At 70.8% G+C, this 23,395-nt stretch carries 25 protein-coding genes and 1 pseudogene; 7 read left to right on the forward strand and 19 right to left on the reverse strand.

Annotated features, from left to right (window positions below; translation table 11 throughout):
* Positions 1 to 97: 97 nt before the first annotated feature.
* Positions 98 to 802, reverse strand: a complete 705-nt coding sequence (locus FH608_RS48065; protein ID WP_139637911.1) for a hypothetical protein — start codon at positions 800 to 802, stop codon at positions 98 to 100.
* Entirely contained in the window at positions 799 to 1,296 is a 498-nt protein-coding gene (locus FH608_RS48070) for a SigE family RNA polymerase sigma factor (RefSeq protein ID WP_139637912.1), read from the reverse strand. The genes FH608_RS48065 and FH608_RS48070 overlap by 4 nt, the downstream gene beginning before the upstream one ends.
* Positions 1,297 to 1,650: 354 nt before the next feature.
* Between FH608_RS48070 and FH608_RS48075 the strand changes: the two genes are divergently transcribed.
* Both FH608_RS48075 and FH608_RS48080 read left to right on the forward strand, forming a co-directional pair.
* Complete coding sequence (locus FH608_RS48075) at positions 1,651 to 2,232, forward strand: recombinase family protein (RefSeq protein WP_139637913.1); 582 nt, start codon at positions 1,651 to 1,653, stop codon at positions 2,230 to 2,232.
* 197 nt (positions 2,233 to 2,429) lie between these two features.
* Positions 2,430 to 2,873: a site-specific integrase gene (locus FH608_RS48080; RefSeq protein ID WP_139637914.1), complete on the forward strand. Its 444-nt coding sequence runs from the start codon at positions 2,430 to 2,432 to the stop codon at positions 2,871 to 2,873.
* Positions 2,874 to 3,022: 149 nt separating this feature from the next.
* On the opposite strand, the pseudogene FH608_RS48085 reads toward FH608_RS48080, so the two are convergent.
* Together FH608_RS48085 and FH608_RS48090 are read right to left on the reverse strand one after the other, a co-directional pair.
* Positions 3,023 to 3,256 (reverse strand): annotated as a pseudogene (locus FH608_RS48085) (Tn3 family transposase); the annotation flags it as partial.
* Between the two features lie 97 nt (positions 3,257 to 3,353).
* Positions 3,354 to 4,316 carry a ketopantoate reductase family protein gene (locus FH608_RS48090; protein ID WP_139637915.1) on the reverse strand — a complete coding sequence of 321 codons (963 nt, stop codon included), beginning with the start codon at positions 4,314 to 4,316 and terminating at the stop codon, positions 3,354 to 3,356.
* A 90-nt stretch (positions 4,317 to 4,406) separates the two neighbouring features.
* On the opposite strand from FH608_RS48090, the gene FH608_RS48095 reads away from it, so the two are divergent.
* The gene (locus FH608_RS48095; protein ID WP_139637916.1) at positions 4,407 to 4,976 is read left to right on the forward strand and encodes a TetR/AcrR family transcriptional regulator; all 570 of its coding nucleotides are present in this window, start codon (positions 4,407 to 4,409) and stop codon (positions 4,974 to 4,976) included.
* A gap of 676 nt (positions 4,977 to 5,652) precedes the next feature.
* Entirely contained in the window at positions 5,653 to 6,843 is a 1,191-nt protein-coding gene (locus FH608_RS48100; RefSeq protein WP_139637917.1) for a hypothetical protein, read from the forward strand.
* A gap of 411 nt (positions 6,844 to 7,254) precedes the next feature.
* Here the strand turns inward: FH608_RS48100 and FH608_RS48105 are convergent, their stop codons facing one another.
* Positions 7,255 to 7,839, reverse strand: a complete 585-nt coding sequence (locus FH608_RS48105; RefSeq protein ID WP_139637918.1) for a TetR family transcriptional regulator — start codon at positions 7,837 to 7,839, stop codon at positions 7,255 to 7,257.
* Between the two features lie 120 nt (positions 7,840 to 7,959).
* On the opposite strand from FH608_RS48105, the gene FH608_RS48110 reads away from it, so the two are divergent.
* Complete coding sequence (locus FH608_RS48110; RefSeq protein WP_139637919.1) at positions 7,960 to 8,868, forward strand: SDR family oxidoreductase; 909 nt, start codon at positions 7,960 to 7,962, stop codon at positions 8,866 to 8,868.
* Positions 8,869 to 8,878: 10 nt separating this feature from the next.
* On the opposite strand, the gene FH608_RS48115 is transcribed toward FH608_RS48110, so the two are convergent.
* The 8 genes from FH608_RS48115 to FH608_RS48145 all read right to left on the reverse strand — a co-directional run bounded on the left by FH608_RS48115 (position 8,879) and on the right by FH608_RS48145 (position 14,732).
* Entirely contained in the window at positions 8,879 to 10,024 is a 1,146-nt protein-coding gene (locus tag FH608_RS48115; RefSeq protein WP_139637920.1) for an RNA polymerase sigma factor, read from the reverse strand.
* Positions 10,021 to 10,428: a YciI family protein gene (locus FH608_RS48120; RefSeq protein WP_139637921.1), complete on the reverse strand. Its 408-nt coding sequence runs from the start codon at positions 10,426 to 10,428 to the stop codon at positions 10,021 to 10,023. Before FH608_RS48120 ends, FH608_RS48115 begins: the two co-directional genes overlap by 4 nt.
* A gap of 152 nt (positions 10,429 to 10,580) precedes the next feature.
* Positions 10,581 to 11,081: a pyridoxamine 5'-phosphate oxidase family protein gene (locus tag FH608_RS48125; RefSeq protein WP_139637922.1), complete on the reverse strand. Its 501-nt coding sequence runs from the start codon at positions 11,079 to 11,081 to the stop codon at positions 10,581 to 10,583.
* 77 nt (positions 11,082 to 11,158) lie between these two features.
* Positions 11,159 to 11,584: a VOC family protein gene (locus FH608_RS48130; protein ID WP_226900553.1), complete on the reverse strand. Its 426-nt coding sequence runs from the start codon at positions 11,582 to 11,584 to the stop codon at positions 11,159 to 11,161.
* A gap of 256 nt (positions 11,585 to 11,840) precedes the next feature.
* Positions 11,841 to 12,131 carry a DUF7701 domain-containing protein gene (locus tag FH608_RS48135; RefSeq protein ID WP_139637924.1) on the reverse strand — a complete coding sequence of 97 codons (291 nt, stop codon included), beginning with the start codon at positions 12,129 to 12,131 and terminating at the stop codon, positions 11,841 to 11,843.
* A complete protein-coding gene (locus FH608_RS52260; RefSeq protein WP_193319052.1) occupies positions 12,128 to 12,289 on the reverse strand; it encodes a hypothetical protein in 162 nt (53 codons plus the stop codon). The genes FH608_RS48135 and FH608_RS52260 overlap by 4 nt, the downstream gene beginning before the upstream one ends.
* 28 nt (positions 12,290 to 12,317) lie before the next feature.
* Positions 12,318 to 13,718 (reverse strand): hypothetical protein, encoded by a 1,401-nt coding sequence (locus FH608_RS48140; RefSeq protein WP_139637925.1) that lies wholly within the window; start codon positions 13,716 to 13,718, stop codon positions 12,318 to 12,320.
* Positions 13,719 to 13,871: 153 nt separating this feature from the next.
* The gene (locus tag FH608_RS48145) at positions 13,872 to 14,732 is read right to left on the reverse strand and encodes an SDR family oxidoreductase (RefSeq protein ID WP_139637926.1); all 861 of its coding nucleotides are present in this window, start codon (positions 14,730 to 14,732) and stop codon (positions 13,872 to 13,874) included.
* A gap of 128 nt (positions 14,733 to 14,860) precedes the next feature.
* On the opposite strand from FH608_RS48145, the gene FH608_RS48150 reads away from it, so the two are divergent.
* Together FH608_RS48150 and FH608_RS48155 are read left to right on the forward strand one after the other, a co-directional pair.
* Complete coding sequence (locus FH608_RS48150; protein WP_139637927.1) at positions 14,861 to 15,523, forward strand: TetR/AcrR family transcriptional regulator; 663 nt, start codon at positions 14,861 to 14,863, stop codon at positions 15,521 to 15,523.
* Positions 15,520 to 16,230, forward strand: coding sequence for a helix-turn-helix domain-containing protein (locus tag FH608_RS48155; RefSeq protein WP_139637928.1), 711 nt, complete (start codon positions 15,520 to 15,522; stop codon positions 16,228 to 16,230). The genes FH608_RS48150 and FH608_RS48155 overlap by 4 nt, the downstream gene beginning before the upstream one ends.
* Here FH608_RS48155 and FH608_RS48160 read toward each other — a convergent pair.
* The 6 genes from FH608_RS48160 to FH608_RS48185 all read right to left on the reverse strand — a co-directional run bounded on the left by FH608_RS48160 (position 16,212) and on the right by FH608_RS48185 (position 23,292).
* Positions 16,212 to 16,787 (reverse strand): dihydrofolate reductase family protein, encoded by a 576-nt coding sequence (locus tag FH608_RS48160; protein WP_139637929.1) that lies wholly within the window; start codon positions 16,785 to 16,787, stop codon positions 16,212 to 16,214. The genes FH608_RS48155 and FH608_RS48160 overlap by 19 nt on opposite strands.
* A 104-nt stretch (positions 16,788 to 16,891) precedes the next feature.
* Complete coding sequence (locus tag FH608_RS48165) at positions 16,892 to 18,664, reverse strand: ABC transporter ATP-binding protein (RefSeq protein ID WP_139637930.1); 1,773 nt, start codon at positions 18,662 to 18,664, stop codon at positions 16,892 to 16,894.
* Positions 18,661 to 20,529: an ABC transporter ATP-binding protein gene (locus tag FH608_RS48170; protein WP_139637931.1), complete on the reverse strand. Its 1,869-nt coding sequence runs from the start codon at positions 20,527 to 20,529 to the stop codon at positions 18,661 to 18,663. The genes FH608_RS48165 and FH608_RS48170 overlap by 4 nt, the downstream gene beginning before the upstream one ends.
* A gap of 420 nt (positions 20,530 to 20,949) precedes the next feature.
* Entirely contained in the window at positions 20,950 to 21,522 is a 573-nt protein-coding gene (locus FH608_RS48175) for a histidine phosphatase family protein (protein WP_139637932.1), read from the reverse strand.
* Positions 21,523 to 21,644: 122 nt separating this feature from the next.
* Positions 21,645 to 22,664 carry an NADPH:quinone reductase gene (locus FH608_RS48180; RefSeq protein WP_139637933.1) on the reverse strand — a complete coding sequence of 340 codons (1,020 nt, stop codon included), beginning with the start codon at positions 22,662 to 22,664 and terminating at the stop codon, positions 21,645 to 21,647.
* A 70-nt stretch (positions 22,665 to 22,734) separates the two neighbouring features.
* On the reverse strand, positions 22,735 to 23,292 hold the full coding sequence (locus FH608_RS48185; RefSeq protein ID WP_139637934.1) for a TetR/AcrR family transcriptional regulator: 558 nt from the start codon (positions 23,290 to 23,292) through the stop codon (positions 22,735 to 22,737).
* Positions 23,293 to 23,395: the final 103 nt, after the last annotated feature.

Genomic DNA, 23,395 nt, shown 5'->3' on the forward strand with positions numbered 1-23,395 from the left:
CCGCAGGGATCCGTACAGTGATCTTGGGCGCAGCGGTCGGCGCGCCGGTCCCCAGCCGGGTCGAAGCCTTCCTCGCACGCGCGTTGAGTGACGTTGGTTACTGTGGGGCCGGCTTGTCGTAGACACCGATCGTCCACTCGCTGGGACGCTGGTTCACTACCTTGGCAAGGCGTTCCGGCTTCGTGACGATCGTATCCATGTCGTAGGTGCCGCTGCCGTCCTCGATTTTCTGGCCGAGGGGGGCGTCGGAAGGGAAGATCCAGATCTCCAGGTGCTGAGGTTTGCCGAGCCATCCCGGGCCGGCGGACTGCCAGTCGTACTGGGCGTCGAGACGGTCTCCATGACGATCCCCGCACCGGTCGAAGCCCGTTTCGTTGCCCTGCCTCACCAGCACCCAGACGTTGGGATCGGCGCAGCGGATGGAGTAGCCGGTGTTGTAGGTGGTCGGCTGGAAGGTCACCTTCACCCCTTCGCCGACCGTCGAGTGGTTCTCGGAGTAAATCAACTCCAGTGTGTCTCCGTTCATGCCGACGGCTGTCCCGGGCAGATCGACGCCGTTCGTCACCCGCACCGCGGAGGCTGGGCCCGGCGCGGACGCACCGCCGTACGGTCCGAAGGCCGCGACGACACCGACGGTCGCCGCGGCGGCCCCGACCAGCACCGCCCCGGCCATCCCCCTTTTACGCAGGCGGGCGACCCGTCCCCGCCGGGTGATCTCCTGCAGGTGCGCGGGTCCACTCGGCCCCTCGGTGCTGTACTCCTCGAACACCGCGCGCAGGTCACTTTCGGTGTACTGAGTCATTGCTTCGCCTCCACATTAAGTTCGCGCAGCGCCGGATCCACACGAAGCCGCGCCAACGCCCGGCTGAGCTGCTTCTTTACCGTTCCGAGTGAGCATCCGAGGACGTCGGCGATCTGCTCATGCGGCAGATCGGCGAAGTAGTGCAGGACGACGACCGCTCGCTGCCGAGCCGGGAGGGCGCCGGTCGCCGCCCACAAGGCGGCGCGGTCGGCCACCGTCCCGGCTATGTCCCGCTGCTCGGGTCCCTCCGGCATCGTTTCGGTGGGCACTTCACCCCGCCATCGGCGCCGCCACCAGGAGGCGTGCGTGTTGACGATGATCCGGTACACATATGGATCTGGGTTGCTCTCGATCTTGCGCCAGGCTCCCCACGCCTTGATCAGCGAGGTCTGCACCACATCTTCCGCCGCCGCCCAGTCCCTGGTGAGCAGGAACGCCGTACGGCACAGCCGCTCATGCCGCTGCTCGACATACCAAGCAAACCCGTCCACCATCTCCCACTCCCTTTACGACGCTCTCTCCGGAACTACCGCCTGGGAGGCGCCTTTGGGTGACAGAGTTCGGGAATCGGGGTCACCGTACGATGGAACGGGAACGTACGCCGCCAGTCTCACCAGCCAAGGCCCTCTCTAACCTGGGCATTCCCCTTTCGGACTTATCTTGGCTGCCCCAAAGCAGAGCCTAGGGAGCAGCGGAAACCGCGTTAACGCCGGATTCCCGGCCCAAATCTCTTACCGGCCGCCAGCGCGCCGCTGCGACTTTCTGGATGGAGGTTTCTGGACGACATCGTGCCTGGTCACTAGAGTGTCCAAAAAGGTAGACGTTTCTGGACGCTGCTGAGGTAGCCGGTGACAGTTTGGGCGTACGCACGGGTCTCGACGCGAGATCAGAACCCGCAGCTCCAGCTCGACGCCCTGGCGGCCAGCGGCTACGACGAACTGGTCATGGAGAAGGAGTCGGGCAAGCGTGGCGTTGCGCGGCCGGCCTGGGAGGCGCTCATGGCACTGCCCAAGGTGGGCGACACGCTGAAGTTCTGGAAGTCCGACCGGTGGGGCCGCTCAGCGGGACACGTGCTGACCACCGTCAACGAGCTCCGCGACCGCGGCATCACCGTGGTGTCGCTGACGGAGAACTTTGATCTGGGCACCAAGGAGGGCCGTTTCATGTTCGCGGTCCTGGCCGCGGCCGCGGAGTACGAGTTGGAGCTGCGCGCCGAGCGCCAGGCCGAGGGAATCGCGGCCGCCAGGCGCCGCGAAGCCACCGGCGCCATGCTGCCCGGCAAGAAGAAGACCGGCCGACCGCGCGTCATCGGCCCCGCCGAGCTGGCCACACTACGCCGCCTGGTCGACGACGGTGTCTCGGTCACCGAGGCTGCCCGCACCCTCAAAATTGGCCGCTCCACCGCCTACGCGGTACTCGCGGGACACTGATTAGCAACTACCCCACCCGCATCCCGCTTCTGCTCTTCGGCGCCCCAGCAAGATCGTTCTCATCGATAACGGCTGTCCGCCGGTTCCCCAACCCCGGCATCGCGCTGCCCGCCACCGCACACACACTGGCCGAGTACACCTCTCAGCTGTGCGAAGCGGGCCAGGCCCCGGCCAGCATCGAACAAGCCATCGCCGCGGTGCGCACCATGCATCGCCTGGCCGGCCACACCGGACAGCCTGCTACCGAATCCGCCCGCCTGGCCCTGCGCGCCTACAAACGCCAACGTGCCGAAGCCGGGGGCCGTGGCCAGCGAGAGGCCGCGCCCATCACCATCGACGCGCTACGCGCCATGGTGTCCGCCTGCGACCTCGACACCCCGATCGGGCGGCGCGACCGGCTCCTGCTCGTGCTCGGCCTGGCCTTGATGGGCCGCCGCAGCGAGCTCGTCGCCCTGCAGCGGGAGGACGTGCGCGAGGTGCCCGACGGGCTCGAGGTGACCATCCGCACCTCCAAGACCGACAAGGACTCGGTCGGCGAGACCATCGCCATCCCGCGCGGCACCCACCCGCTCACCGACCCCGTGGTCGCCTGGCGCGACTGGCTCACCGTCCTCGACCAGGCCGGACCCTGCTCTCGCTAACAGGCCCTCGACGTGCCAACCATCGAGACCGAGCTCGCCTCCTGCGTCGACACCAACTGCCGCGTTCGGGCCCATCGCTCATCTCAAGCACGATCCTGATCTCCTTCGGACCGGCCCGAAACCGAGTCTCCGCCGAGGGGCAGCCGCTTGGCGATGTCGCCGCCCTTGCCGTAGAAGATGGCCGAGTTCGCTCCGTTGGAGGACTCCACCACGTTGAGCCCTTCCTGGATCTCACGCAGCCGCAGATAGCGGGCGACGAAGATTGTTTTCTGTGCCCGGCCGACCTCCAGCATGGCCTGGTAGGTCGGATGGGCGGCGGACTCGGTGAACCGGCGCAGGATCGCCTCGGTGGAGGCGGTGCCCTGCTTGATCGCCGTCGCGTACGGCAGTTGGTCGACCGGTGCGACCGGGTTTGGCTCTGGGATGCGACGGACCAAGGAGCCGCGCAATGGACCGCCGGGACCGACAACATCGGTGGATTCAGACTCGACTCGTCCCCTCACGGGCGAAGTGCGGTTCCGCCGCTTCCAGTCGTGGTACCGAGATGCCCAGCCGTCGTGCTTCGGCCAGGGCGTCCCGGCAGACCTCACGGGGCTCCTCGGCGTCGGGGTCGGAGTGCGCCGTGAGGCTCACGCGCGCGGGCGCGACATGAGCGGACAGCCAGGCGAGCACGGGTGCCGTCAGCCAGGGCGCCCGGAACGGCAGCACACCGCCCCGGTGACGTCGCAGGTCAATGCCGCGCGCCTGGAGGAGTGGCAGCAGTTCGCGGCCGGCCAGCAGCGCCTCGCGCAGGTCGCCCGTTGCCCCGGCCAGTTGGGACAGGGATCCCAGCCGCAGGCCCTGCGAGAACATGCCGGCATCCGACGCGAAATGGACCCACAGCCAGCCGCGGAAGTCGGGCCGCTCCTTGATCCGGAGCCCGGCCTCGCGAAACGCCTGGCGCACGGCCCGTTCCCGGTCGGTCGGGGGCCGGTCGAGGGTGCCGAAGATGACCGACGGCAGCAGTGCCCCGTGGAGTACGCCGTCCGCGCCGAAACCGCCACCGGCCTGGGGGAAACCCCAGGCGATCTGGTCGGCGGGGAGCGTGCCGATGGCGGCGAGCGGCTCGGTCCAGAGGTTGCCGAAGATCAGCACCGTGGCCTGGCCGACACGCGGGGCCAGGAAGGCCGTCGCGCCCGGGAGGCGGTGGTGGGGCACGCTGAGCATGATCAGGTCGAAGTCGTGGTCCGGTTCCAGCGCCTCGCGGTAGCGCACCGGCCACTTCTCGACGACGCGCTGCCCCCACACCCGGCGCCGCATATCGAACAGGTCGAGGTCCACCGCGTCCCCGTACGTCTCCGCGCGACCCGGCCGGACGTAGAACTCGACATCATGCCCGGCCCGTTCCAGGGCCCAGCCATAGATGGTGGCGATCACGCCTCGGCCGAACATCAGGATCTTCACGCTGCACCTCGTGGGGTACGATCGATTTGGAGGTCATCTCCACTTTCAAAAATATGGAGATCATCTCCATTTTGTCAACGGGAGTAGCGCATGACCACCGACAAGCCGCTGCGGGCCGACGCCCAACGCAAGCGCGAGGCCCTGCTCGCCACGGCCCGGGAGGTCTTCGACGCCGGAGGCTTCTTCGACCTGCGCTTCGATGACTTCGCCCGCCTGGCCGGGGTGGGTACGGGCACGCTGTATCGCCATTTCCCCACCCGGGAGGCGCTGGCCGAGGCGGTCTACCACGGCGAGGTCGCCGCGCTGTGCGACCGCGCCCACCGGCTACAGGCCACGCTGCCCGCGGCGGAGGCGTTGGCGACCTTCCTGCGCGGCATGGTCGACCACATAGCTGCCCACGAGGGCCTGGCCCGGACGCTGGCCACGCTCTGGGCCGATCGCTCGGGTGCCCCCGCCGAGGGCAGCCGGGCGCTGGAGCAGGCGGTCACCGACCTGGTGGCCGCCGCCGTACAGGAGGGCGCAGTTCGCGACGACGTGGACGCCGGTGCCGTGATGATGGCGCTGCACGGCATCGGCGCGGCCCATGACCGCCCCAACTGGCGGGCCGAGGCCGACGACGTCATCACCCTCGTGCTGGACGGGCTGCGCCGCCCGCAATGACAAGGTGCGGCACGAGGTCGCATGCCGCGAGCGAAGGATCCGGTCAGTGGTACGGCGGCGACGATGCACACCCCGCAGTTCCTGCCTCGGTCGAGCGACACACGGCTTCGATGACCAGGGGCGCATCCTGCATCCATCTGCCGTGTGCCCCCGTCGGGGCTGCTCAAAGTTTGAGGAACCGCGTACCCGGCGGCCGCGGCGTCGCTCTTGCCGAGTAGTCAAGTCAGCTCCCTCGGAATCCGCTGCCCTTGGCCGTCGCCGAGGGTTTGGGCGGAGGATGACCGGTGTGGTGGGCAAGGTCCGAAGGTGCGCCGTGTGCGGGGGACGGTTGCCGGCCGGATCCACGGTGCGGGGCTTGTACCCGAACGGCGGGAACATGCCCTGAACGGTCGCTACACATGCCCGAACGGCCCGGGACATGCCCTGAACGGTCGCGACATCTGCCCGAACAGGCAGACATGCCCGAATGGACGGGACCCGCCGATCACGGCCTTCGCCGGGCTCGTCGCCCACCCCGACGTCAGGATGGGACCGGGCCGAAGGGCCAACCGCCGGTACACCCTTGATCCTTCGGGAAGGGTGCCTCCTCGAAGGGGTGCTGACCTCGCACGGAACGCAAGGATCAGCTATTTCTGGTTTCTATTTTCTGGAAAATCATAAATGTTAGGCTGCCGCTGTGACTACAGAGGCCAGCCTGGTGACGCCTTGTCAGCACTGCGGAGCGCCGATCGAGCAGCGGCGGGGGAGAGGGCGGCCCAAGGCGTACTGTCCGGAGAAGGGTTGTCAGGCGGCGGCCAAGCGGGAGCGGGAGCTGCGGCGGGCAACCCCGGGGCTGGAGGGGGCGCTGGCCAGGGCCGAGCAGTTGTACGAGCGGATGGAGAGCGGGCTGGCCGCGGCCATCGAGCCGCTGGCGCGGGCGCTGGCCGAGGAGCTGAGCCCGGCCGGGGTCGAGGCGAAGCTGAGCGCAGTGCAGGCAGAGGCGCATACGCGGGTGGCGATCGCGCGTACCGAGCGGGAGCAGGCATTCGAGCAGGTACGGCTGGCGCGCGAGGCCGCCGAGCACGCCCGCAGGCAGACGGCCGAGATGCGGGCGCGGCTGGAGGAGGCGGAAAGCGAGCGCGAGACGGCGCTCGGCGATGCGGAGCGGGCGCGGGAGCAGGCGCTCGCCGCGCTGCGGGAGGCGGCCAGCACCGAACGGCAGGCGTTGCAGAGCGCCGAGGAAGCGCAGCGGCGCGCGGACGCGGCCGAGCGGCGGGCCGAGGAGGCGCTCCACCGGGTGGAGCTGGCGGAGCGGGTGCGGGATCAAGCCGTTCAGGAGCTGGCCGAGCGGGTGGAGCTCGCGGAGCGGCGTACCGCTGAGGGGGGCGCGCAGGCCGTACAGGCTCGGGAGGACGCCGACCTGGCGCGGGCCGAACGTGATCGCGCCCGGGAGGAGACGGCAGCGGCCGTACGGGCACGCGAGCTGGCTGAGCGGGAGGTCGTGGGAGCGCAGGCCCGCGCCGAGGCGGCGGCGCAGGAACGGGACCGCGCCCTGGAGCGGGCCGTCACCGCCGAGCGGGCGGCGGCCGGGGCGGAGCGGGATCGGGCGGTCGCGCTCAAGGATGCGGCGCGGGCGGCGGCCGAGGTGACGCGGCTGGAGGGGAGGCTGGCTGAGGCCTCGGCGACCTCGTCCAAGGAGCGGAGGCTGGTCTCGCGGGAGAAGTCGCGTGCTGACGCCGCGGTGAAGGAGCGCGATCGCGCGCTGGGGGAGTTGAGGTTGGAGCGGGTACGGCTGGAGGACCTGCGGGCCGAGCTGGAGGCGGTACGGGCGGAGGCGGCGCAGTTGCGGGAGCGGGCGGTGGCCGCGGAGCTGCGTTCGCCGTCGTGAGGTCCCGGGTGGGGTGTTCGGTCAAAGTCCCGGGCCGGGTGTGCGGTCGGGTCTCGGGCTGGGTGTGCGGTCAGGGTCTCGGGCTGGGTGTGCGGTCGGGTCTCGGGCTGGGTGTGCGGTCAGGGTCCTGGGCCGGGTGCTCGGTCAAGGTCCTGGGCCGGGTGTTCGATCGCCTCGTCGGGGTGGGCGATGGGTCGTCCGATACGCCCGGCGGCTGCGGTGGACGTGGTGCGCTTATGCGGGGAGTCTCACGCCGGGTAGGCCGACGACGATTCCGAGCTGGAGGCGGCGGAGGTGACGATCCCGGCCCCGATCGCGGTGACGATGCGGGCGATCATCACCACCTCGTAATTGGGGCCTGACACCGTCCGCAGATCCGATCAGAGGCGGGCCGGACACCGGCGGAGTGCTCTATCGGCCGGAGTCGCCGGCCAGGGCGGTCGCAGAGAGGGTGCGCAGGTCGTCGAAGGCCTGGAGGAGGTGTGCGTCCAGGCTCTGCGAGGGGTCGTCGATCCAGGCTTGGGCCGCTTGGTGGAAGGCGGCCCACCCGGTTTGGGCGGCCAGGCCGGCCAGCCGGTCGGCGACACCCCGCTGCCGCAGCGCCTCCGCTGCGGCAGCGGTGATCGACGCGCTCTTGGCCAGTTCTCTCTCGCGGAGCGCCGGCGTCGCCGCGATGACTTGTAGGCGTGGTTCCACAAAGGGCCGATTGTCCTCAAGGATGTGTTCGACCTTGCGGAAGGCGTACAGCAGGAGGTCGAGCGGCTGGAGACCGCCGGGTGCTTCGGCCACCGCCTGCGTCAGGACCGCGCGCAGGTCGGATTCGCCGTGGAAGAGCACCTCGCGCTTGTCCGGGAAGTGCCGGAAGAAGGTGCGTTCGTTGAGGCCGGCCCGGGCGGCGATCTCGGCCGTGGTGGTCCGGTCGAACCCGCGTTCCCGGTACAGCTCCAGGGCCGCCTGCTGAAGGCGGCGGCGCGCTTCTGCTCCGTTCCGTGGCACGCTCCGCAGGATACCGCATATGTCAGCTACTGGCGCTACTTGACGCCAGTGACTGGCGCTACCTACAGTCGGCACTGGCGCGATGTAGTGCCAGTCACTGACGTTAAGTGGAGGAGTTTCATGCATGTCTTTGTCACGGGGGGTTCCGGCCAGACCGGCCCCGCGGTCGTCGCCGAGCTGATCGCGGCCGGCCACGCCGTCACGGGTCTGGCGCGCTCAGATGCCGCGGCCGCCCGGCTGAAGTCGCTGGGGGCCTCACCACATCGCGGCTCCCTGGACGACCTCGACAGTCTGCGCAGCGGCGCCGAAGCCGCCGACGGAGTTCTGCACATGGCCTACGGCGGCGATTTTTCCGACCTCGACGACATGATGAGGCGCGACCGGACGGCGATCGAGACGCTCGGCCGGCCGCTGGAACACTCGGGCAAGCCGCTCGTCGTCACCTCGGGCACTCTGGTCATGCCCGCCGGCCGGGAGAGCACCGAGAAGGACGAGCCCGACGCGACCGGGATCGCCGCCTTCCGCGTCGCCGGTGAGCGAGCCTGCCTGGACTTCGCCACCCGGGGAGTGCGTGCCAGTGTGGTGCGCCTGGCTCCCACCGTCCACGGTCCCGAAGACCACGGTTTCATCCCCATGCTCATCGCCACCGCGCGAAAGACCGGCGTCTCGGCCTACGTGGGAGACGGCACCAACCGATGGCCTGCGGTGCACCGGCTCGACGCGGCGGTCCTGTTCCGTCTGGCAGTGGAGCAGGCACCCGCGGGCAGCGTGCTGCACGGAGTGGCCGAAAGCGGCGTCACTTTGAAGAGCATCGCAGAGGTGATCGCCCGGGGCCTGGACGTGCCCACGGTCTCGCTGACCCCGGACGAGGCCGCCACGCACTTCGTCAGCCCGTTCATGGCCATCGCCTACGGCTTCGACGGGCCTGTCTCCAGCTCCTACACCCAGGAGCTGCTCGGCTGGTCACCCGCACACCCGACACTGCTCGAAGACCTGGAGCACGGCGATTACCTGGTCACGCCGGGCTGATGCGGTCGGGTCAGCCGCGCAGTCGCGCGTTGAGCCGGGCGGCCTGTCGCGTGAGGTGGTCGCGTTCGGGGAGGCTGGGCGCTGCCCGGGCGGCTTCGGCGTAGAGCCGCGCCGCGGTCACCGGGTCACCGTCACGCTCGTGCAGGTACGCCGCGGCGGCGGTGTGGCGGGGCAGCGAGGGGTCGAGTTCCGCCAGGGCGGCCAGGCCGGCCCGCGGGCCGTCGGCCTCGCCGACCGCGACGGCGCGGTTGAGGCGGGCCACCGGGCTGCCGGTGAGGCGCACCAGCTCGTCGTACCACTCGACGATCTGCACCCAGTCGGTCTCCTCGGCCGTTTGGGCGTCGGCGTGGAGGGCGGCGATGGCGGCCTGGGCCTGGAACTCGCCCAGCCGGTCGCGGGCGAGCGCGGCCTGCAGCACGTCGACGCCCTCGGCGATCATGCGGGTGTCCCACAGGCCGCGGTCCTGCTCGGCCAGGGGGACGAGCCTGCCGTCGGGGGTCGTGCGTGCCGGGCGCCGCGCGTGGTGGAGCAGCATGAGCGCGAGCAGGCCCGCCACCTCCTCGTGCTTGATCCTGGCCGCGAGCTGGCGGGTGAGCCGGATCGCCTCGGCGGCGAGGTCGATGTCGCCGGAGTAACCCTCGTTGAAGACGAGGTAGAGCACGCGCAGCACGGTGGCGACGTCGCCGGGCTGGTTGAACCGCACGCCCGAGACGGTCCGCTTGGCCCGGCTGATGCGCTGGGCCATGGTCGCCTCCGGCACGAGGTAGGCCTGCGCGATCTGGCGCGTGGTCAGACCGCCGACCGCGCGCAGCGTCAGCGCGACGGCCGAGGCCGGGGTCAGGGACGGGTGCGCGCACAGGAAGTACAGCCGGAGCGTGTCGTCCGCCCCCTCGACCGGACCGGGCACGGGCTCTGCCTCGACGCGTACCTCGCGGTGCCGCCGCGAGGTGTCGGCGCGGGCGGAGTCGAGGAACTTGCGCCAGGCCACGGTGACCAGCCAGCCCTTGGGGTCTCGCGGCGCGTCGTCCGGCCACACGCGTACGGCCTCGACCAGGGCGTCCTGTACGGCGTCCTCGGCGGCCGCGAAGTCGGCTCCGCGGCGGACGAGGACACCGATCACTGCGGGCACCAGCTCCCGCAGCAGCAGCTCGTTCACTCGGTCACCGTGCACGCCCCGCCCAGGAAGGGCCGGACTTCGAGCCATTCATGGATCGGCTTGCCGCCCGCGCCCGGAGCCGCGGACAGCTCGGCGGCCAGCTCCAGCGCGCGCTCGTACGTCTCGACGTCGATCACCATCCAGCCGGCGATCAGGTCCTTGGTCTCCGCGAACGGGCCGTCGGTGGCCGGCGGCCGTCCCTCCCCGTCGAAGCGGACGAACGTGCCCTCAGGGGAGAGCTCCTGGCTGTCGACGTACTCGCCGGTGCTCTCGAGCCGGGCGGCGAAGTCACGCATGTACTGGACGTGGGCCGTGAGCTCCTCCGGCGTCCACTGCTCCATCGGTACGTCGTTGACCGGTGCCGGCGCGCCCCGGTAGTGCTTGAGCAGCAGGTACTTGGCCATCGTGTCTCTCCTTGGTGTGCTGTGGGCTCATTGTGGCGGTCTTCACTGCGGGGACGGAGCCGCGTGCGGGTTCTCGACATCCTTTCGCGGCATTTTCCGATCGATGTCACAGATTTCGGGGGGCGATCCGCGGGCGAGCGACCTGGCTCCGTTCAGGCGTGCCGGCGCTCCTCACGCCGCTGGATCAGCTCCTCGACCGGGCTCGGCAGAGTCGTCTCGAAGTCGATCAGCTTCGCCCAGCTCGGGGTCACGACGATCCTTACCATGCCGTCGTGGTAGAGGGAACGCACCTCTGCCTCCCACTCGACCCGCTGCTCGGGCGTCATCTGGTACGTGCTGGTCGTCTGGAGGTACTCGTCCGGGATGTCGTCGACGTAGTCCAGCTCGGCCCGGCCCCGGATGAGCAAGATCTTGGGCGGGTGCACCTCGGTGTCGATCGTCAGGGCGACCATCGGGTTCGCGCGCAGGGCCCGCAGCTTCGGAGCGTTCTTCGGCGTGCACATGACGATCTCCGAGCCGTTCCAGGCGAAGATGATCGGGATGTTGCGAGGTGTGCCGTCCTTGGCGACGTAGGCCAGGCGGGCCACGTCGCGAGCCAGCATCTCCTGGCTGAGCGGGCGGTTCAGGACCTCGGTGATCTCGTTCGGTTCCACGGTTGCCTCTCCCGTTGTGGTTGTCGGTCGATCGAGGGGATCGTTCTGGCCGGTCGCGGGCCGGCCGCGACGGAGCGTCAGCGGAGCTCCTCGGCCAGCGCGACGACGATGCCCTCGGGGCCGCGGAGGTAGCAGAGCCGGTAGAGGTCCTTGTACCGCACCACCTCGCCGGCGAGTTCGGCGCCGTGGGTGCGCAGGCGGGCGATGACGTCGTCGATGTCGTCGACCGCGAACATGATGCGGCGAATGCCCAGCGTGTTCGCCGGGGCGTCCTGCGGCACGCCGCTGACGGCCTCCGGCGCGTGGTACTTCGCCAGCTCGATCCGTCCATGGCCGTCCGGGGTCCGCATCATCGCCACCTCGACCCGTTGGTCGTCGAGCCCGACGAGACGTGCCGCCCACGGCCCCTCGATCAGCGCCTTGCCCTCCACCTCCATGCCGAGTTCCACGAAGAACGCGATCACAGCGTCGAGGTCGTCGACGACGATGCCGATGTTGTCCATCCGCTTGATCGTCATGGTGGGTCTCCTCCTTCATCGCGCGGCCCGTCGTGGCCACTGGTGTACCTAGGACGGAGCCACCGACGCGTTCTCGACACCCGGAACGCACGGAAATCAGAAAATCTGCTTCCGGCCCGTGCGGCCGTCTCATGCGGGAGCCGGTCGAGAGCCCTCTCCCGGACGCGCGCCGCGGCGGGCGATCAGCCGGTCGATCGGGCTCCGGGCGCGGGGCCCGACTGCCGCGGGACGGCGGCCGGTGTCACCGGCGGCGCTGGGAGGCGGCCGCGCGGATGGCCACGACGTACGGCTCGTCGGCCGCCCGGGTCGAGATTGGCAGGTCGGCGAAGGGGACGAGCGCCGGGTGGCCGGGATCGCGCGTGCTCATCCACGCCGACCAGGCATCGTGGACGTCCTCGGCGCTCACCTCCTCGCCCTTGGCCCGCAGCAGCACCGCGTACAGGACGAACAGTCCGGCGGCGTCGTCCGGCGGCGCGGCCTGGGCCGGCAGCAGGCTTCGGATCAGGTGCGCGTCCGCGTCCAGATAGCTCATGCCAGGAGTCTGCCCGCCGGCGGCAGCAGATGCGGCATCACGGACACGCCGGGCACGATCCGTCCGGTGCCGCCGGGGTCGGCGTAGCGGCCCGCCACGACCCCGAACGGCCGCACGCGCCATGTTTCCGACGGCTCCACGCCGACCAGCGCGAACACCCTCGGCGCGCGGGGCGGTCGCCGTCCATCAGCGCGTCAGTCGTTTGTGCGCGTAGGAGACGATGTGGTACGTGGCTCTGTGGCCGCCGACGGGAACCCGGCCGACCAGCAGGGTTCTGGTGCCGCGGCCGGCGTTGGGCGAGCCGGGCGCCATCCTCGACCAGGCGTGCCTGATGTGCGTGGCCAGGTAGTCGGTGTCGCTGCCGGTGTCGGCGAGGACGACGACGCGGTGGACGGGGTAGCGGTCGATGACGCGCTGCAGCTCGTAACCGGTGCCGATGTTCTCCTTCTGGAAGCCCGACAGGTCGATGACGACGAGGTCGGCCAGATCGAGCAGGGTGTCGACGGCGCGTTTCCAGTAGGCGCCATGGCACAGGTAGGCGGACATGGGATAGCCGCCTTTGAGATCCCAGACGGGCAGGCCTCTGCCGCCGGTCTCCCTGACGATGCGGAACCCGCGCGGCAGCGCCTCGAAGGACCGCGCGTCGAGTTCGCGCCGCATGCGCTGGTCGGAGGCGACGAACAGCTTCCCGAGCGTCCCGGCGCGCCGCATCCGCACCAGCTCGGACTGGCGTACGGAGGCGGCGCTGCGCAGCAGGTGCACGTACCCGCAGCGGCGGAAGGCCCCTTTGACGAAGTCACGCATCCGTAACTCGTTCTCGAACAGCCGGAAGTAGGCGATGTTCAGCGGCGGCCGGCCGAAGATGTTGCGGGTGGTGCTGACCTTGGGCAGGCCGAAGATGATGTCGTTGGGCGGCGCGTAGTGGGTGATCTTCAGTTCGGGGATGACCGGCGCGTGATAGCGGGACAGGGCGGCGGTGGTGGGCGGCATCAGCTCGGCGAAGGCCGGGTCCTGCGAGAGCCTGCGCACCTGCCCGGCCAGCAGCCGCCGGCGCGCGACGTCGGCGCCGACCACGACCAGCAGGACCAGCCCCGCCACGGTGCTCACGGAGGCGAACACGATCGCCTCCTCCTGGCGCGGCCCCATCCGCTCGGGCGTGAGCAGGATTCCCAGTCCCACGATCACCAGCGGGAAGGCCACCCACGACACGCCCAGCGTCAGGACGGCGCTCAGCGTGGCCCGGCCCGGCCTCGACCTCCGCAGGGCGGCGCCGTGCCCGGCCGAGGGCGGCAGCAGCAGCGCCTTGACCGGATCACGCGCCTGCCGCCGCTGCGACAGCGCGATCTGCCAGCGGACCACGCGCACGGTCAGAGCGACGGTGAACAGCGCGCAGATCAGGCCGGCGCCCGCGGACAGCAGGGGGAACAGGTCCGAGTCGCGGGGAATCTCCACGTAACCGTTCAGCTCGGGGCCCCAGCCGCTCCTGTAGGCGTGGGCGAGTGCGGCCACGCCGCCGGTGTAGAGGCCGCCCAGCAGGTTGCCGCGCGCCGCCTCGGCCTCGTCCGCCGGATCGAGTCGATATCGCATGATCCACCTCCGCCCCCAGAGAGTGTGACCACCCAAGGCCCCCGGCACATGAGTAGCCCCCTACTCGAATGACGGGGGCAATCCGACATTGAACGTCGAGGGCTGTGCCGCAGCCAACGCGTACGCGAACGCCTCCAGGGCCGGTCCGCCGGTTCACCCGGCGGTTCGAGGGGCGGGTACGGCGTGTTCGGCGGCGCGGCTGACCTGCTCCCAGCCGGCCCAGGTCTCCATGCGCCCCCGGGAGATGTCGAAGGCCAGGTCGTAGACCATGCTGCCGAGCAGCAGCCGCAGCGGCGGGTTCTCGCTGTCGACCAGCTTCAGCAGCGCCCCGGCGGCCAGGCGCGGCTCGCTGTCGATCGAGCCCTCCGTCCACTGCCTCTCCAGCTCCGCACGCAACGCGTCGTACGCGGGCAACGGCGACGTCGTGGTCATGCTGGTGTACAGGTCGGTCCAGTAGCCTCCGGGCTGGACGATGCTGAGCTTGACGCCGAACGGCGCGGCCTCCATCGCCAGCGCTTCGCTCATGCCCTCCAGCGCGAACTTGCTCGCGCTGTACATGCCTGTGCTCGGGAAGCCGCCCAGGGCGGCGATGCTGGAGATCTGCACGATGTGCCCGGACGCCTGAGCGCGCAGGTGCGGCAGGACGGCCTGGCAGACCCACATCGCCCCGAAGAAGTTGACCTCCAGCTGGGCGCGCGCCTCGGCCTCGGTGAACTCCTCGACCATGCCCGATGACATGGTCCCCGCGTTGTTCACCACGATGTCGAGCCGGCCGAAGTGCTCGACGGCGGTGTCCACGGCGGCGGACACCGCGTCGCGGTCGGTCACGTCCAGCGGAAGGGCGAGCAGCCGATCTCCGTACTGCTCGTCGAAGTCCGCCCGCTCGATCGTACGGGCGGCCGCGGCCACCTGATCGCCGCGTTCGAGCGCGGCGAGAGCGAACGCGCGGCCGAGGCCGCGGCTGGCTCCCGTGATGAACCAGGTGCGGGGAGAAACGGTATCCGGGGTACGCATATGCGGGCTCCTGTCGGTCATACTCAGACGAGACGATCCGTCTCGTCTCGATGGGTGTGACAGTATCGAGCCCCCGCTGCCGCGTCAAGACGGACCGTCTCGTCTAGTTTGTTTGTTAGGTTTACGGCATGACGACACCGCGCAAGTCCCTCTCCAGTACGACCCGCCGGAACGAGGCCTCCCGGCGCGCCATCCTCACCGCGGCCTTCGAGCTGGTGCAGGAGGTGGGGTACGCCAAGCTGAGCATCGAGGGCATCGCGGCCCGGGCCGGTGTCGGCAAGCAGACGATCTACCGCTGGTGGCCCTCCAAGGGAGCGGTCCTCTTCGACGCCTTCCTCATGCTCGCCGAGCAATCCGACGGCGAAGGGACCGGCCTGCCCGACACCGGCGACCTGGAGGCAGACCTCAAGGCGGTGCTCCGGGCCACGGTCGAAGAGCTCAACGATCCGCGCTACGACGAGCCGATGCGCGCCCTGAACACCGAGATCACCCATGATCCGGCGCTCGCCGCTCTCTACGCGGAACGGCTGGACGGCCCGATGAGAGAGCTGAAGAAGCAACGACTGCGCAGCGCCCAGCGGGCCGGACAGCTGGCCGGGGACCTCGACCTCGATGTGGCCGTCGACATGCTCTGGGGGCCTCTGCTCAACCGATGGCTGCAGCGCACCGGAGCGCTCACCGCCGACTATGCCGACAGCATCGTCGAGACCGCTCTGAACGGGCTGCGCCCGCGTCGCCGCATGGCCGGGCAAGCCACGGAGAACGCGGAGCGACGTATTCTTCGCCCATGAAACTGCGGTTCACGACGCGCGAGTCGGACTCGGCGTGGGTCGACACCGTGTGGACATGCACGAGCGAGCAGGTCACCGCGATGACGTCCGTCGCAGGGGTGCGCTGGGGGCTGGTGTTCTGGGAACAGGCCGGACGGGCGTACGCGGCCATCACCGGTCCCGAGACCCGGACCGGCACGGCGCCGGTGCCGGAGGGCGCGACCTTCACCGGCATCGAGTTCGCCGTCGGCACCTCGTTGCGGGCCGTGCCCACTCCGGCACTGGTCGACGGCGGCATCGGGCTCCCCGACACCACGCGCCGGACGTTCCGGCTGGACGGCGCGCGCTGGGAGACGCCCGGCCCCGACGACGCCGAGGCTCTGGTCGAGCGTCTCGTGCGGGCCGGGATCGTGGTCCGCGACCGGCTTCTCGTCGAGGTGCTGCGGGGCCACCGCCCGGCCGTCTCGGGGCGTACGGTCGAACGCCGGTTCCGCGCCGCGACCGGGCTGACGCAGGGCACCGTCCGGCAGATCGAGCGCGCCCGCACGGCGGCGCAGCTGCTGGCCGCCGGGGCGCCGGCCGCCGACGTCGTCGCCAAGCTGGGCTACTTCGACGAGCCGCACCTGGCGCGCGCATTGCGCTCCTACGTCGGACGCACCGTCAGGCAGCTGCGCGAGGGCGCGGGCGGCGCGATCGCCCTCGACCTGGATCAGCGCCTGACGTCGTAAACCAGCTTCAGGATCCCGTTCGAGTAGCTCTCTGATTCCCGCAGTGTGAGCATGTGCTTGTCCCGGTCGGCCCGGCCGAACAGGCTCTTGCCGGCACCGAGCAGCACGGGAAAGACGAGCAGGTTGTACTGGTCGATCAGACCCGCGTCCGACAGCCGCCGAGCCAGCTCCGCGCTCCCGTGGATGTAGATCGAGCCGCCCTCGCTCTCCTTGAGTGCGGCGACGTCCTTGTCCGAGCGCAGGATCGTGGTCGGCCCCCACCCGTCGACGACGGCGTCGTCAGGCAGCGTGGTCGACACCACGTACTTGGGCAGCTCCTTGTAGGCGGCGTGGTCCTCCGAGCCGGGCCAGATCGGCGCGAACGCCTCGTAGCTGCGACGGCCGAACATCAGCGCCGTCGTGTCGGCGAGCTCCTCACCCTTCAGCGACCAGGCTTCGGGGACGAACTCGAGGTCCTTGACCACCCACCCACCGCTGCGGTGTCCTTCCCCCGGCCCGCCAGGCGAGTCGACGATGCCGTCGAGCGACATGAAACCGGTGTAGACCAACGTACGCACTGTGCCGTCTCCTCAAGCTCGGGCGGGCTGCCGGGTCCACGCTAGGTCACGGCCACGGTGGCCGTCTTGGACGGAAACGACATCCGATCGAGGACGCCGCTCACTCAGACGAAGTACCGGGCCTGCAGGCGGAACAGCTCGGCGTAAAGCCCGTCGGCCCCGCTCAGCGTGTCGTGGGTGCCGACCTCGGCGACCCGGCCGCCGTCCAGGACCACAATCAGATCCGCCGCCCGGGCACTGGTCAGGCGGTGCGTGACGAGGATGGTCACGCCGCCCTCCAGGCGGCCCAAGCCGGCGTACCGCTGGAACAGCCGCTCCTCGGCCCGTGCGTCGAGACTGGCGGTGGGCTCGTCCAGGACCCGCAGCAGCGGCGCCGGCCGCATCGCCGCCCGGGCGTTGGCCACCGTCTGCCACTGGCCCCCCGACAGCCCCTTGCCGTCCCACGATTTCCGCCCGAGCCGGGTCTCCAGGCCCTCGGGCAGCGAGGCGAGGAGCTGGTCGCCGCCGGCCGTCCGCAGCGCCTCGAGGATCCGGTCGGGGTCGTCGCGATGCTCCAGCCGGCCCAGCCCGATCGTGTCCTTCAGGGACATCTCGATGTGGACGGGGTCCTGGAATGCCGCCGTGATGCGGGCGCGCCAGTCCTCCGGCGTGAAGTGTGCGAGATCGGCCCCGTCCACCAGGATGCGCCCCGCGCTCGGCCGGTAGAGGCCGCAGAGCATCTTGACGAACGTCGACTTCCCCGCGCCGTTCTCGCCGACCAGGGCCACCACGGCGCCGGCGGGGAGTTCGAGGTCGATGTCGATCAGTGAAGGCCGATCGCGGTTCCAGTACCGGAAGCCGAGCCCCTCCACCTTGATGCCGCCGTCCAGGCGAGCCGGCACGGTGACCGGCGTGGCCGGCACGACGGTGGCCCGCTCGGCGGCGCCGTCCTCCACGACGTCGAGGAACGCCCGGGTCGCCCGAAGCGACTCCAGCGTCCAGAAGGTCAGGGTCAGCAGGCCCTGCACCTGCCCGGTGATCTGGCTGGTGACGGCGACGGCCGCGACGATGAGGCCCAGCGACGCGTCGCCGGCCAGGCCGGCCCGCACCATCAGCACGATGGCGGTCGCGTACGCCAGCACGAAGAACAGCCAGGCCAGCGCGACCGGCACCCGGGCCCGCCCATCGGTCCGGGCGATGTCCCGGCCTCCGGCATCCCACACCTCGCGGTGCCTTCGCCGCAGCTCGCTCGCCAGCCCGAACAGGCGGGTCTCGCGACCGGGCGCGGCCGTGGTCGCGAGCGTGAACAGATGACCGGCCAGCCGGGTCAGGGGCGTGGCGCGCTGCACGGCCTGGCCGCGCTTCCTGTCCGCCGCCTGGGTGGCCAGCACCGCGGGGACGGCGAAGAGCGGCAGTACGGCGAGGACGGGAACGACCGACGCCATCAGGACGGCCGAGGCGATCAGGGCCAGCGCGGCTCCGGCCAGCCACAGCAGCCGGTCGAAGGCCGGCCCGATGTCGCCCCGCGCGGCACGGACCACCGCCGCCCTGTCGGAACGGCTCGAACGCTCGTGGATCTCCAGCGTCGGCGTCATGCCGGCCACGTCGACGAACTGGCGCTCGACCTCGTTCTGGATCTCCTCCTGCAGGCGGAGGCGGGTGAAATAGCCGGCGATGAAGGTGCCCTGGGTGAGCATCACGAAGATCGCCGTACAGAGTGCGAGCGCCACCACGCCGCCGGTCGAGTGCCGGCTCGCGGCCTCGCTGAACAGCCCGAGCAGCACGGCGAGGCCGATCCCGGTGGCCTGCTCGAGAATCGCCACCGCCACCACGAGCAGGGAGCGCAACGGATCGATGCGGGGTCCGGTCGTGAGGGCGAAGCGCAGCGCGCTGATCAAGACGGTGCCTCCTCGAAGCGCTTCGCCTGCAGGCGGAACAGCTCGGCGTACCGGCCGCCGGCGGCGATCAGATCATCGTGCGTGCCGTCCTCGATGATCCGGCCGTGATCGAGGACGACCACCCGCTCCGCCTTGCGCACGGTCGCGAACCGATGCGAGATCGCGATGGTGGTCGCGCCCGCGGTGAGCTCGTGGAACGTGTCGTAGAGCCGGGCCTCGGAGCGGGCGTCAAGGCTCGCGGCCGGCTCGTCCATGATCAGCAGCTGTGCGCCGTGCCGCAGGCCGAACAGCGCCCGGGCGATGGCGATGCGCTGCCACTCGCCGCCCGACGCGCCGACCCCGCCCGTGTGGCCGCCGGACATCACCGTGTCCCAGCCGTCCGGGAGTCCCTCGATGAACGCCAGGAGCCCGGCCTGGCGCGCGACGGCGCGCAGGCCCGCCTCGTCGTCCGCGTGGGCCAGCGAACCGAAGGCGATGTTGTCGCGCACGGTCAGCTCGTAGCGGGCGAAATCCTGGAAGACGGCGACCACCTGACGCTGCCAGCTCCGGCGGTTGGCGTCCTCGATCGGGGTCGCGCCGACGCGCACGGAACCTCCGCCCGGAGCGTCCAGGCCGGCGACGAGCCGGGCCAGCGTCGTCTTGCCGGCTCCGTTGAGGCCGACGATGGCGAGCGACTGACCTGCGGGGATGTCCAGGTCGATGCCGTGGAGCACCTCGTCGGAGGCGCCGCCGTAGCGGAAGCGCAGGTTCTCGCAGGAGAGGGACGCGACCGGCGCCCGCCGCAGGCCCGTGTCCGGCCGGACCGGCGCCGGCCGGGGAACCGTGTCCGGCCCGGCCGGCGCCTCCACGGCCGGGAAAGCGAACGCCTCGGCGGCCGCCTTCGAGCCGAAGCCGATGCGGAGGTCGTCCTCGTCCGCCCGGAGCACCTGGAGGAGCGCCCGTACGGCAAGGCCACCGAGCGCCAGATCGCCCACCGTCGACTCTCCGGTCGACGCCCGGTGCCCCAGGTAGAAGAAGACCGAGGCCACCGTGACGCCCGTGCTCACGACCACCACCACGACGAAGAGGCGGTGCTCACGCCGCCGTCGCCAGACCTCCCTCATGTTCACGAGCCACTCCGACTGGTAGGCGTCGCGGAAGAAGGCCGCGAGGCCGAAGAGCCGGACTTCCCTGGCCGCATCCGGGGTGGTCGGCACGTCCCGCAAGTAGGACGTACGGCGGAGCTTCGTCGTCTGGCTCACCGTCTCGATGACGGCGATCCGGTAGTTCCGGACCAGCCGGGAGTGGATCGCGACGAAGACGGCGAAGACGACGAGCCCCAGCCCCCAGGTGACCCGGGTGAGCAGGGCCGCGGAGCCGACGCTGGTCACCCACAGCGAGGCCTTGGCGGAGAAGCCGAAGATCGCCTCCCCGGGCGGCATGTCGATGGTCCCGTTGCCCCGTGCCCGCTCGAGCCGGCCGAGGTAGGCCGGGTCCTCGAGGTGGGCGATGGTGGCCGGCTCGGAGGCGGCCGTCATCACCCGCTCGCTGAGCCGGCCGGTGACCCGGCGGCCGAGCGCCCGGCCCAGCGCCGTCCGTGCGGACTCGGTGACATGAGTGAAGAGGAGGAGCACGACGATGAGGACGACCCAGCGATAGCACTCCCGCGCCGCCGGGGTGTCCAGCCCCTGGCCGATCGCCGAGGTCAGCCCGTCCACCAGCCCGCCGATCCCCAGAGTGATGCCGACCGGGGCCGCACCGGCGAGGACGGCCAGGAGCGCGGTCGAGGTGGTCAGGGCCGGTGCCACGGAGAAGGAGTAGCCGACCAGGGCGGGTATCACCCACCGCGTCGCCGGGGGAGGCAGCCGACTCGCGTCCGAGGTCACGCCCGCCCCCCGTCGTCGGGGGTACGGGCGATCGTGCCCCGTACCTGGGCGCTTGGCATCGTTCCTCCTGGTCGGCTGCAGGTACTCCACCCATCCCGGGGAACTCCCGGCCCGCGAGCGGCGGCAACGCAGCCGCGGGCACCGCGGGCTCCTCGCATTCCTGGTCACGCTCGGGCAGGGCTGTGGCAGCTCCCACACCGAACTCGATCCGGCCCGGCGAGGCGAGACGATGAGTGTCCGAATCGTGGCACTGGTGCCCGTCTCGGCGCCACGCAATTAACGGGGGCGAGCTCGGCCGCCCGCCCGTTCAGTGAACAGCCGCAAGGCGCGGTGTCCAGGTCGGCGGCCCGGTGGATCGTGGTGAGAGCGGGGCGTCCTGGAGGCCCGGTGTTCGAGCCCGTAACGCCGAAGTGGGCTCCTTCAGCCCGAGGCGTACGTCGACACTCCATCGTGCGCGGTGATGGCGACCGTGCCCTGAACGAGGCGGATGCGGAACCACCCTCCACGAGGGACCAGCCGCGGAAGTGGCGTGGAGGAGATGCCGGAGAGCGTTGCCAGGAGCACGGGGATCACGTCGCCGTGCGAGGAGGCGACAACGCGTCCGCCCGCACCGCGGTCAACCATGATCGTCAGTGCCCTGAGCATCCGTCCCGCGGCCCAGGCTCCGGCGACGGGTCCTGCCATCGGGGCGAGCGGCCCCTCCGTCCAGGCCTCCGGCTTGCGGAATCCATCACCTTCAGCCAGCTCCTCCAGCGTTTCGATGGGCCGGTTCGCTGCGCGGGCCAGTGGTTCGACGGTTTGCCGGCAACGCAGTGCCGGGCTCGAGAAGATGGCGTCGACATCGGTTCCCAGCGCCGCCACCAGCGCATCCGCCTGCTGATGGCCGTGATCCGACAGCGGGCGGATGTCATGATCGCCGACCCACCCGTTCCGGGAGACCGACGAGCAATGGGGGACCAGTTCGAGGGTGCGGTCGGCGTCGGGAAACAGCATGAGAAGCGAATGTACACCCGGTGAGCCGTCTCCACCTGATCACGCGGGTCGCCGGCTGATCGGCGTGTGGCATGCCCTGAATCGAACGGAAGCGCCGAATGCGCCGGTCGGCAAGCCGGACGTCACGACGTGACGTCCACCAGGACCTTGCCGACCGTGCCGCCCTCCACCGCTCGATGCGCGTCGGCCGTGCGGTCGAGCGGAAAGCGGACCAGCGGCAGGCCGTGCTCCTCGCCGACCGGGAGCGCGCCGTCGCGGACCGCGGCGGCGACGTCCTCGACGGCTGCGGCCCGCGCCTCAGGACCGGCCGTGTAGAGCACCAGGAACTGCAGGCGGGTGTTCAGCACCATGTTCTGGAGCACGTTCAGGTCGACCGGTGCGCCGCCGTCGTTGGCGTAGGTCGAGATCGTGCCGCGCGTCCGCAGGACGGCCAGGTCGAGTGCGAGGTTCGCGCCCAGCGCCACTTCGGCGACGATGTCGACGCCGCCGGGGGCGAACGCGCGGATCTCGGCGGCCGGGTCGCCCTCGCGATAGTTGACCACGTGGTGGGCACCGGCCGCGGTGGCCAGCCGGGCCTTCTCCGGGCCGCTGACCGTGCTGACGACGGTGGCGCCGGCCCATCGGGCGAGCTGGATCACCGCGTGCCCGACCGCCCCGGCCCCGCCCGCGGCCAGCACCACCTTGCCGTCGAGCGCGCCGGGCCGCAGCCGGCGCGGGCCGTCCTCGGCGACGGTGAGTGCGCGGTGCGCGGTGAGGGCGGGGACGCCGAGTGAGGCGCCGACGTCGAAGCCGGCCTCGTCGGGCAGCGGCACGGCGAGTTCGGCGGGTACGACGGTGAACTCGGCGGCGGTGCCCGTGGGCCGCCCGGCGGCGGCCATGAACAGCCAGACCCGCTCTCCGACCCGGCTCCGGTCGATCCCCTCACCGACGGCGTCGATCGTGCCGGCGCCGTCGAGGTGCGGGGTGACCTCGGGGAACTGCTTGGGGTGGGCGTTGCCGGAGCGGGCCTGCCAGTCGGTCGGGTTGACCCCGGACACGGCGACCCGGACGCGTAGCTCGCCGGGGCCGGGCTCGGGCAGGTCACGCTCGACGAGCCGCAGGACGTCGGGAGCGCCGTTGTCGCGGTAGATGATGGCCTTCATGATCCGTTCCTTGTGCCTGGTGGAGGGGTTTCCCGGCGGGCGACGGTGCGGCCGGCCGGCGACGCGGCGGTCATGAAGCCGGCTCCTCGGCCGCCGATCGCAAGGCGGTGTACAGCAGTTCGGCCTGGTACAGCGCCATGACCCGGTGGGCGAGCGAGGCGGCGCGCTCGCGGGCCTCGACCGGTTCGTGGTGCTCGACCTTGACGAGCCAGGCGGTGAGGCAGTCGTGCAGCATCGCGCGCATCCGGCCGGTCATGTCGACGACGATGTCGCGGATGGCCGGATCGGTGGTCGCCTCGCCCCAGACCTGCACGCCGACCCGGGCCTCGGCCGGGTCGATGGCGGCGACCAGGCGGGCGAGCAGTTCGTCGGGGCCGGGCGGGGCGTCGTCCGCCGCGTACTCGCCGATGACGTCGTCGCGCTCGGCGAGCACCTCGCGGGCGGCGGCCCGGACCAGGTGGGCCTTGTTGAGGTAGTGCGCGTAGATGGAGCCGGCGGAGAGGCCGGACTCGGCGGTGATGTCGGCGATCGAGGTCCGCTCCAGCCCGTTGCGGCCGAAGCAGCGTACGGCGGCCTCGGCGATCTGGGCACGCCGGAGTTCCTTGCGCGCGTCGGTGAGCCGCGGCACCACACCTCCACAAAAAGAATGATGATTCTTCTTGGGGAAGAAGATAACAGAATCGCTGTTCTGTTTGCGCCCCGATTGGGCGGCTCCACAGACTGTTGGCCGG

This window comes from Nonomuraea phyllanthi, from assembly GCF_006334985.2.
GTDB lineage: Bacteria > Actinomycetota > Actinomycetes > Streptosporangiales > Streptosporangiaceae > Nonomuraea > Nonomuraea phyllanthi.

Excerpts from the sequence above, each read along its gene's own strand:
- FH608_RS48065 (WP_139637911.1), bottom strand. The coding sequence starts at position 802 with ATGACTCAGTACACCGAAAGTGACCTGCGCGCGGTGTTCGAGGAGTAC.
- FH608_RS48070 (WP_139637912.1), bottom strand. The coding sequence starts at position 1,296 with ATGGTGGACGGGTTTGCTTGGTATGTCGAGCAGCGGCATGAGCGGCTG.
- FH608_RS48095 (WP_139637916.1), top strand. The coding sequence starts at position 4,407 with ATGACCACCGACAAGCCGCTGCGGGCCGACGCCCAACGCAAGCGCGAG.
- FH608_RS48110 (WP_139637919.1), top strand. The coding sequence starts at position 7,960 with ATGCATGTCTTTGTCACGGGGGGTTCCGGCCAGACCGGCCCCGCGGTC.
- FH608_RS48120 (WP_139637921.1), bottom strand. The coding sequence starts at position 10,428 with ATGGCCAAGTACCTGCTGCTCAAGCACTACCGGGGCGCGCCGGCACCG.
- FH608_RS48130 (WP_226900553.1), bottom strand. The coding sequence starts at position 11,584 with ATGGACAACATCGGCATCGTCGTCGACGACCTCGACGCTGTGATCGCG.
- FH608_RS48135 (WP_139637924.1), bottom strand. The coding sequence starts at position 12,131 with ATGAGCTATCTGGACGCGGACGCGCACCTGATCCGAAGCCTGCTGCCG.
- FH608_RS48140 (WP_139637925.1), bottom strand. The coding sequence starts at position 13,718 with ATGCGATATCGACTCGATCCGGCGGACGAGGCCGAGGCGGCGCGCGGC.
- FH608_RS48145 (WP_139637926.1), bottom strand. The coding sequence starts at position 14,732 with ATGCGTACCCCGGATACCGTTTCTCCCCGCACCTGGTTCATCACGGGA.
- FH608_RS48150 (WP_139637927.1), top strand. The coding sequence starts at position 14,861 with ATGACGACACCGCGCAAGTCCCTCTCCAGTACGACCCGCCGGAACGAG.
- FH608_RS48155 (WP_139637928.1), top strand. The coding sequence starts at position 15,520 with ATGAAACTGCGGTTCACGACGCGCGAGTCGGACTCGGCGTGGGTCGAC.
- FH608_RS48175 (WP_139637932.1), bottom strand. The coding sequence starts at position 21,522 with ATGCTGTTTCCCGACGCCGACCGCACCCTCGAACTGGTCCCCCATTGC.
- FH608_RS48180 (WP_139637933.1), bottom strand. The coding sequence starts at position 22,664 with ATGAAGGCCATCATCTACCGCGACAACGGCGCTCCCGACGTCCTGCGG.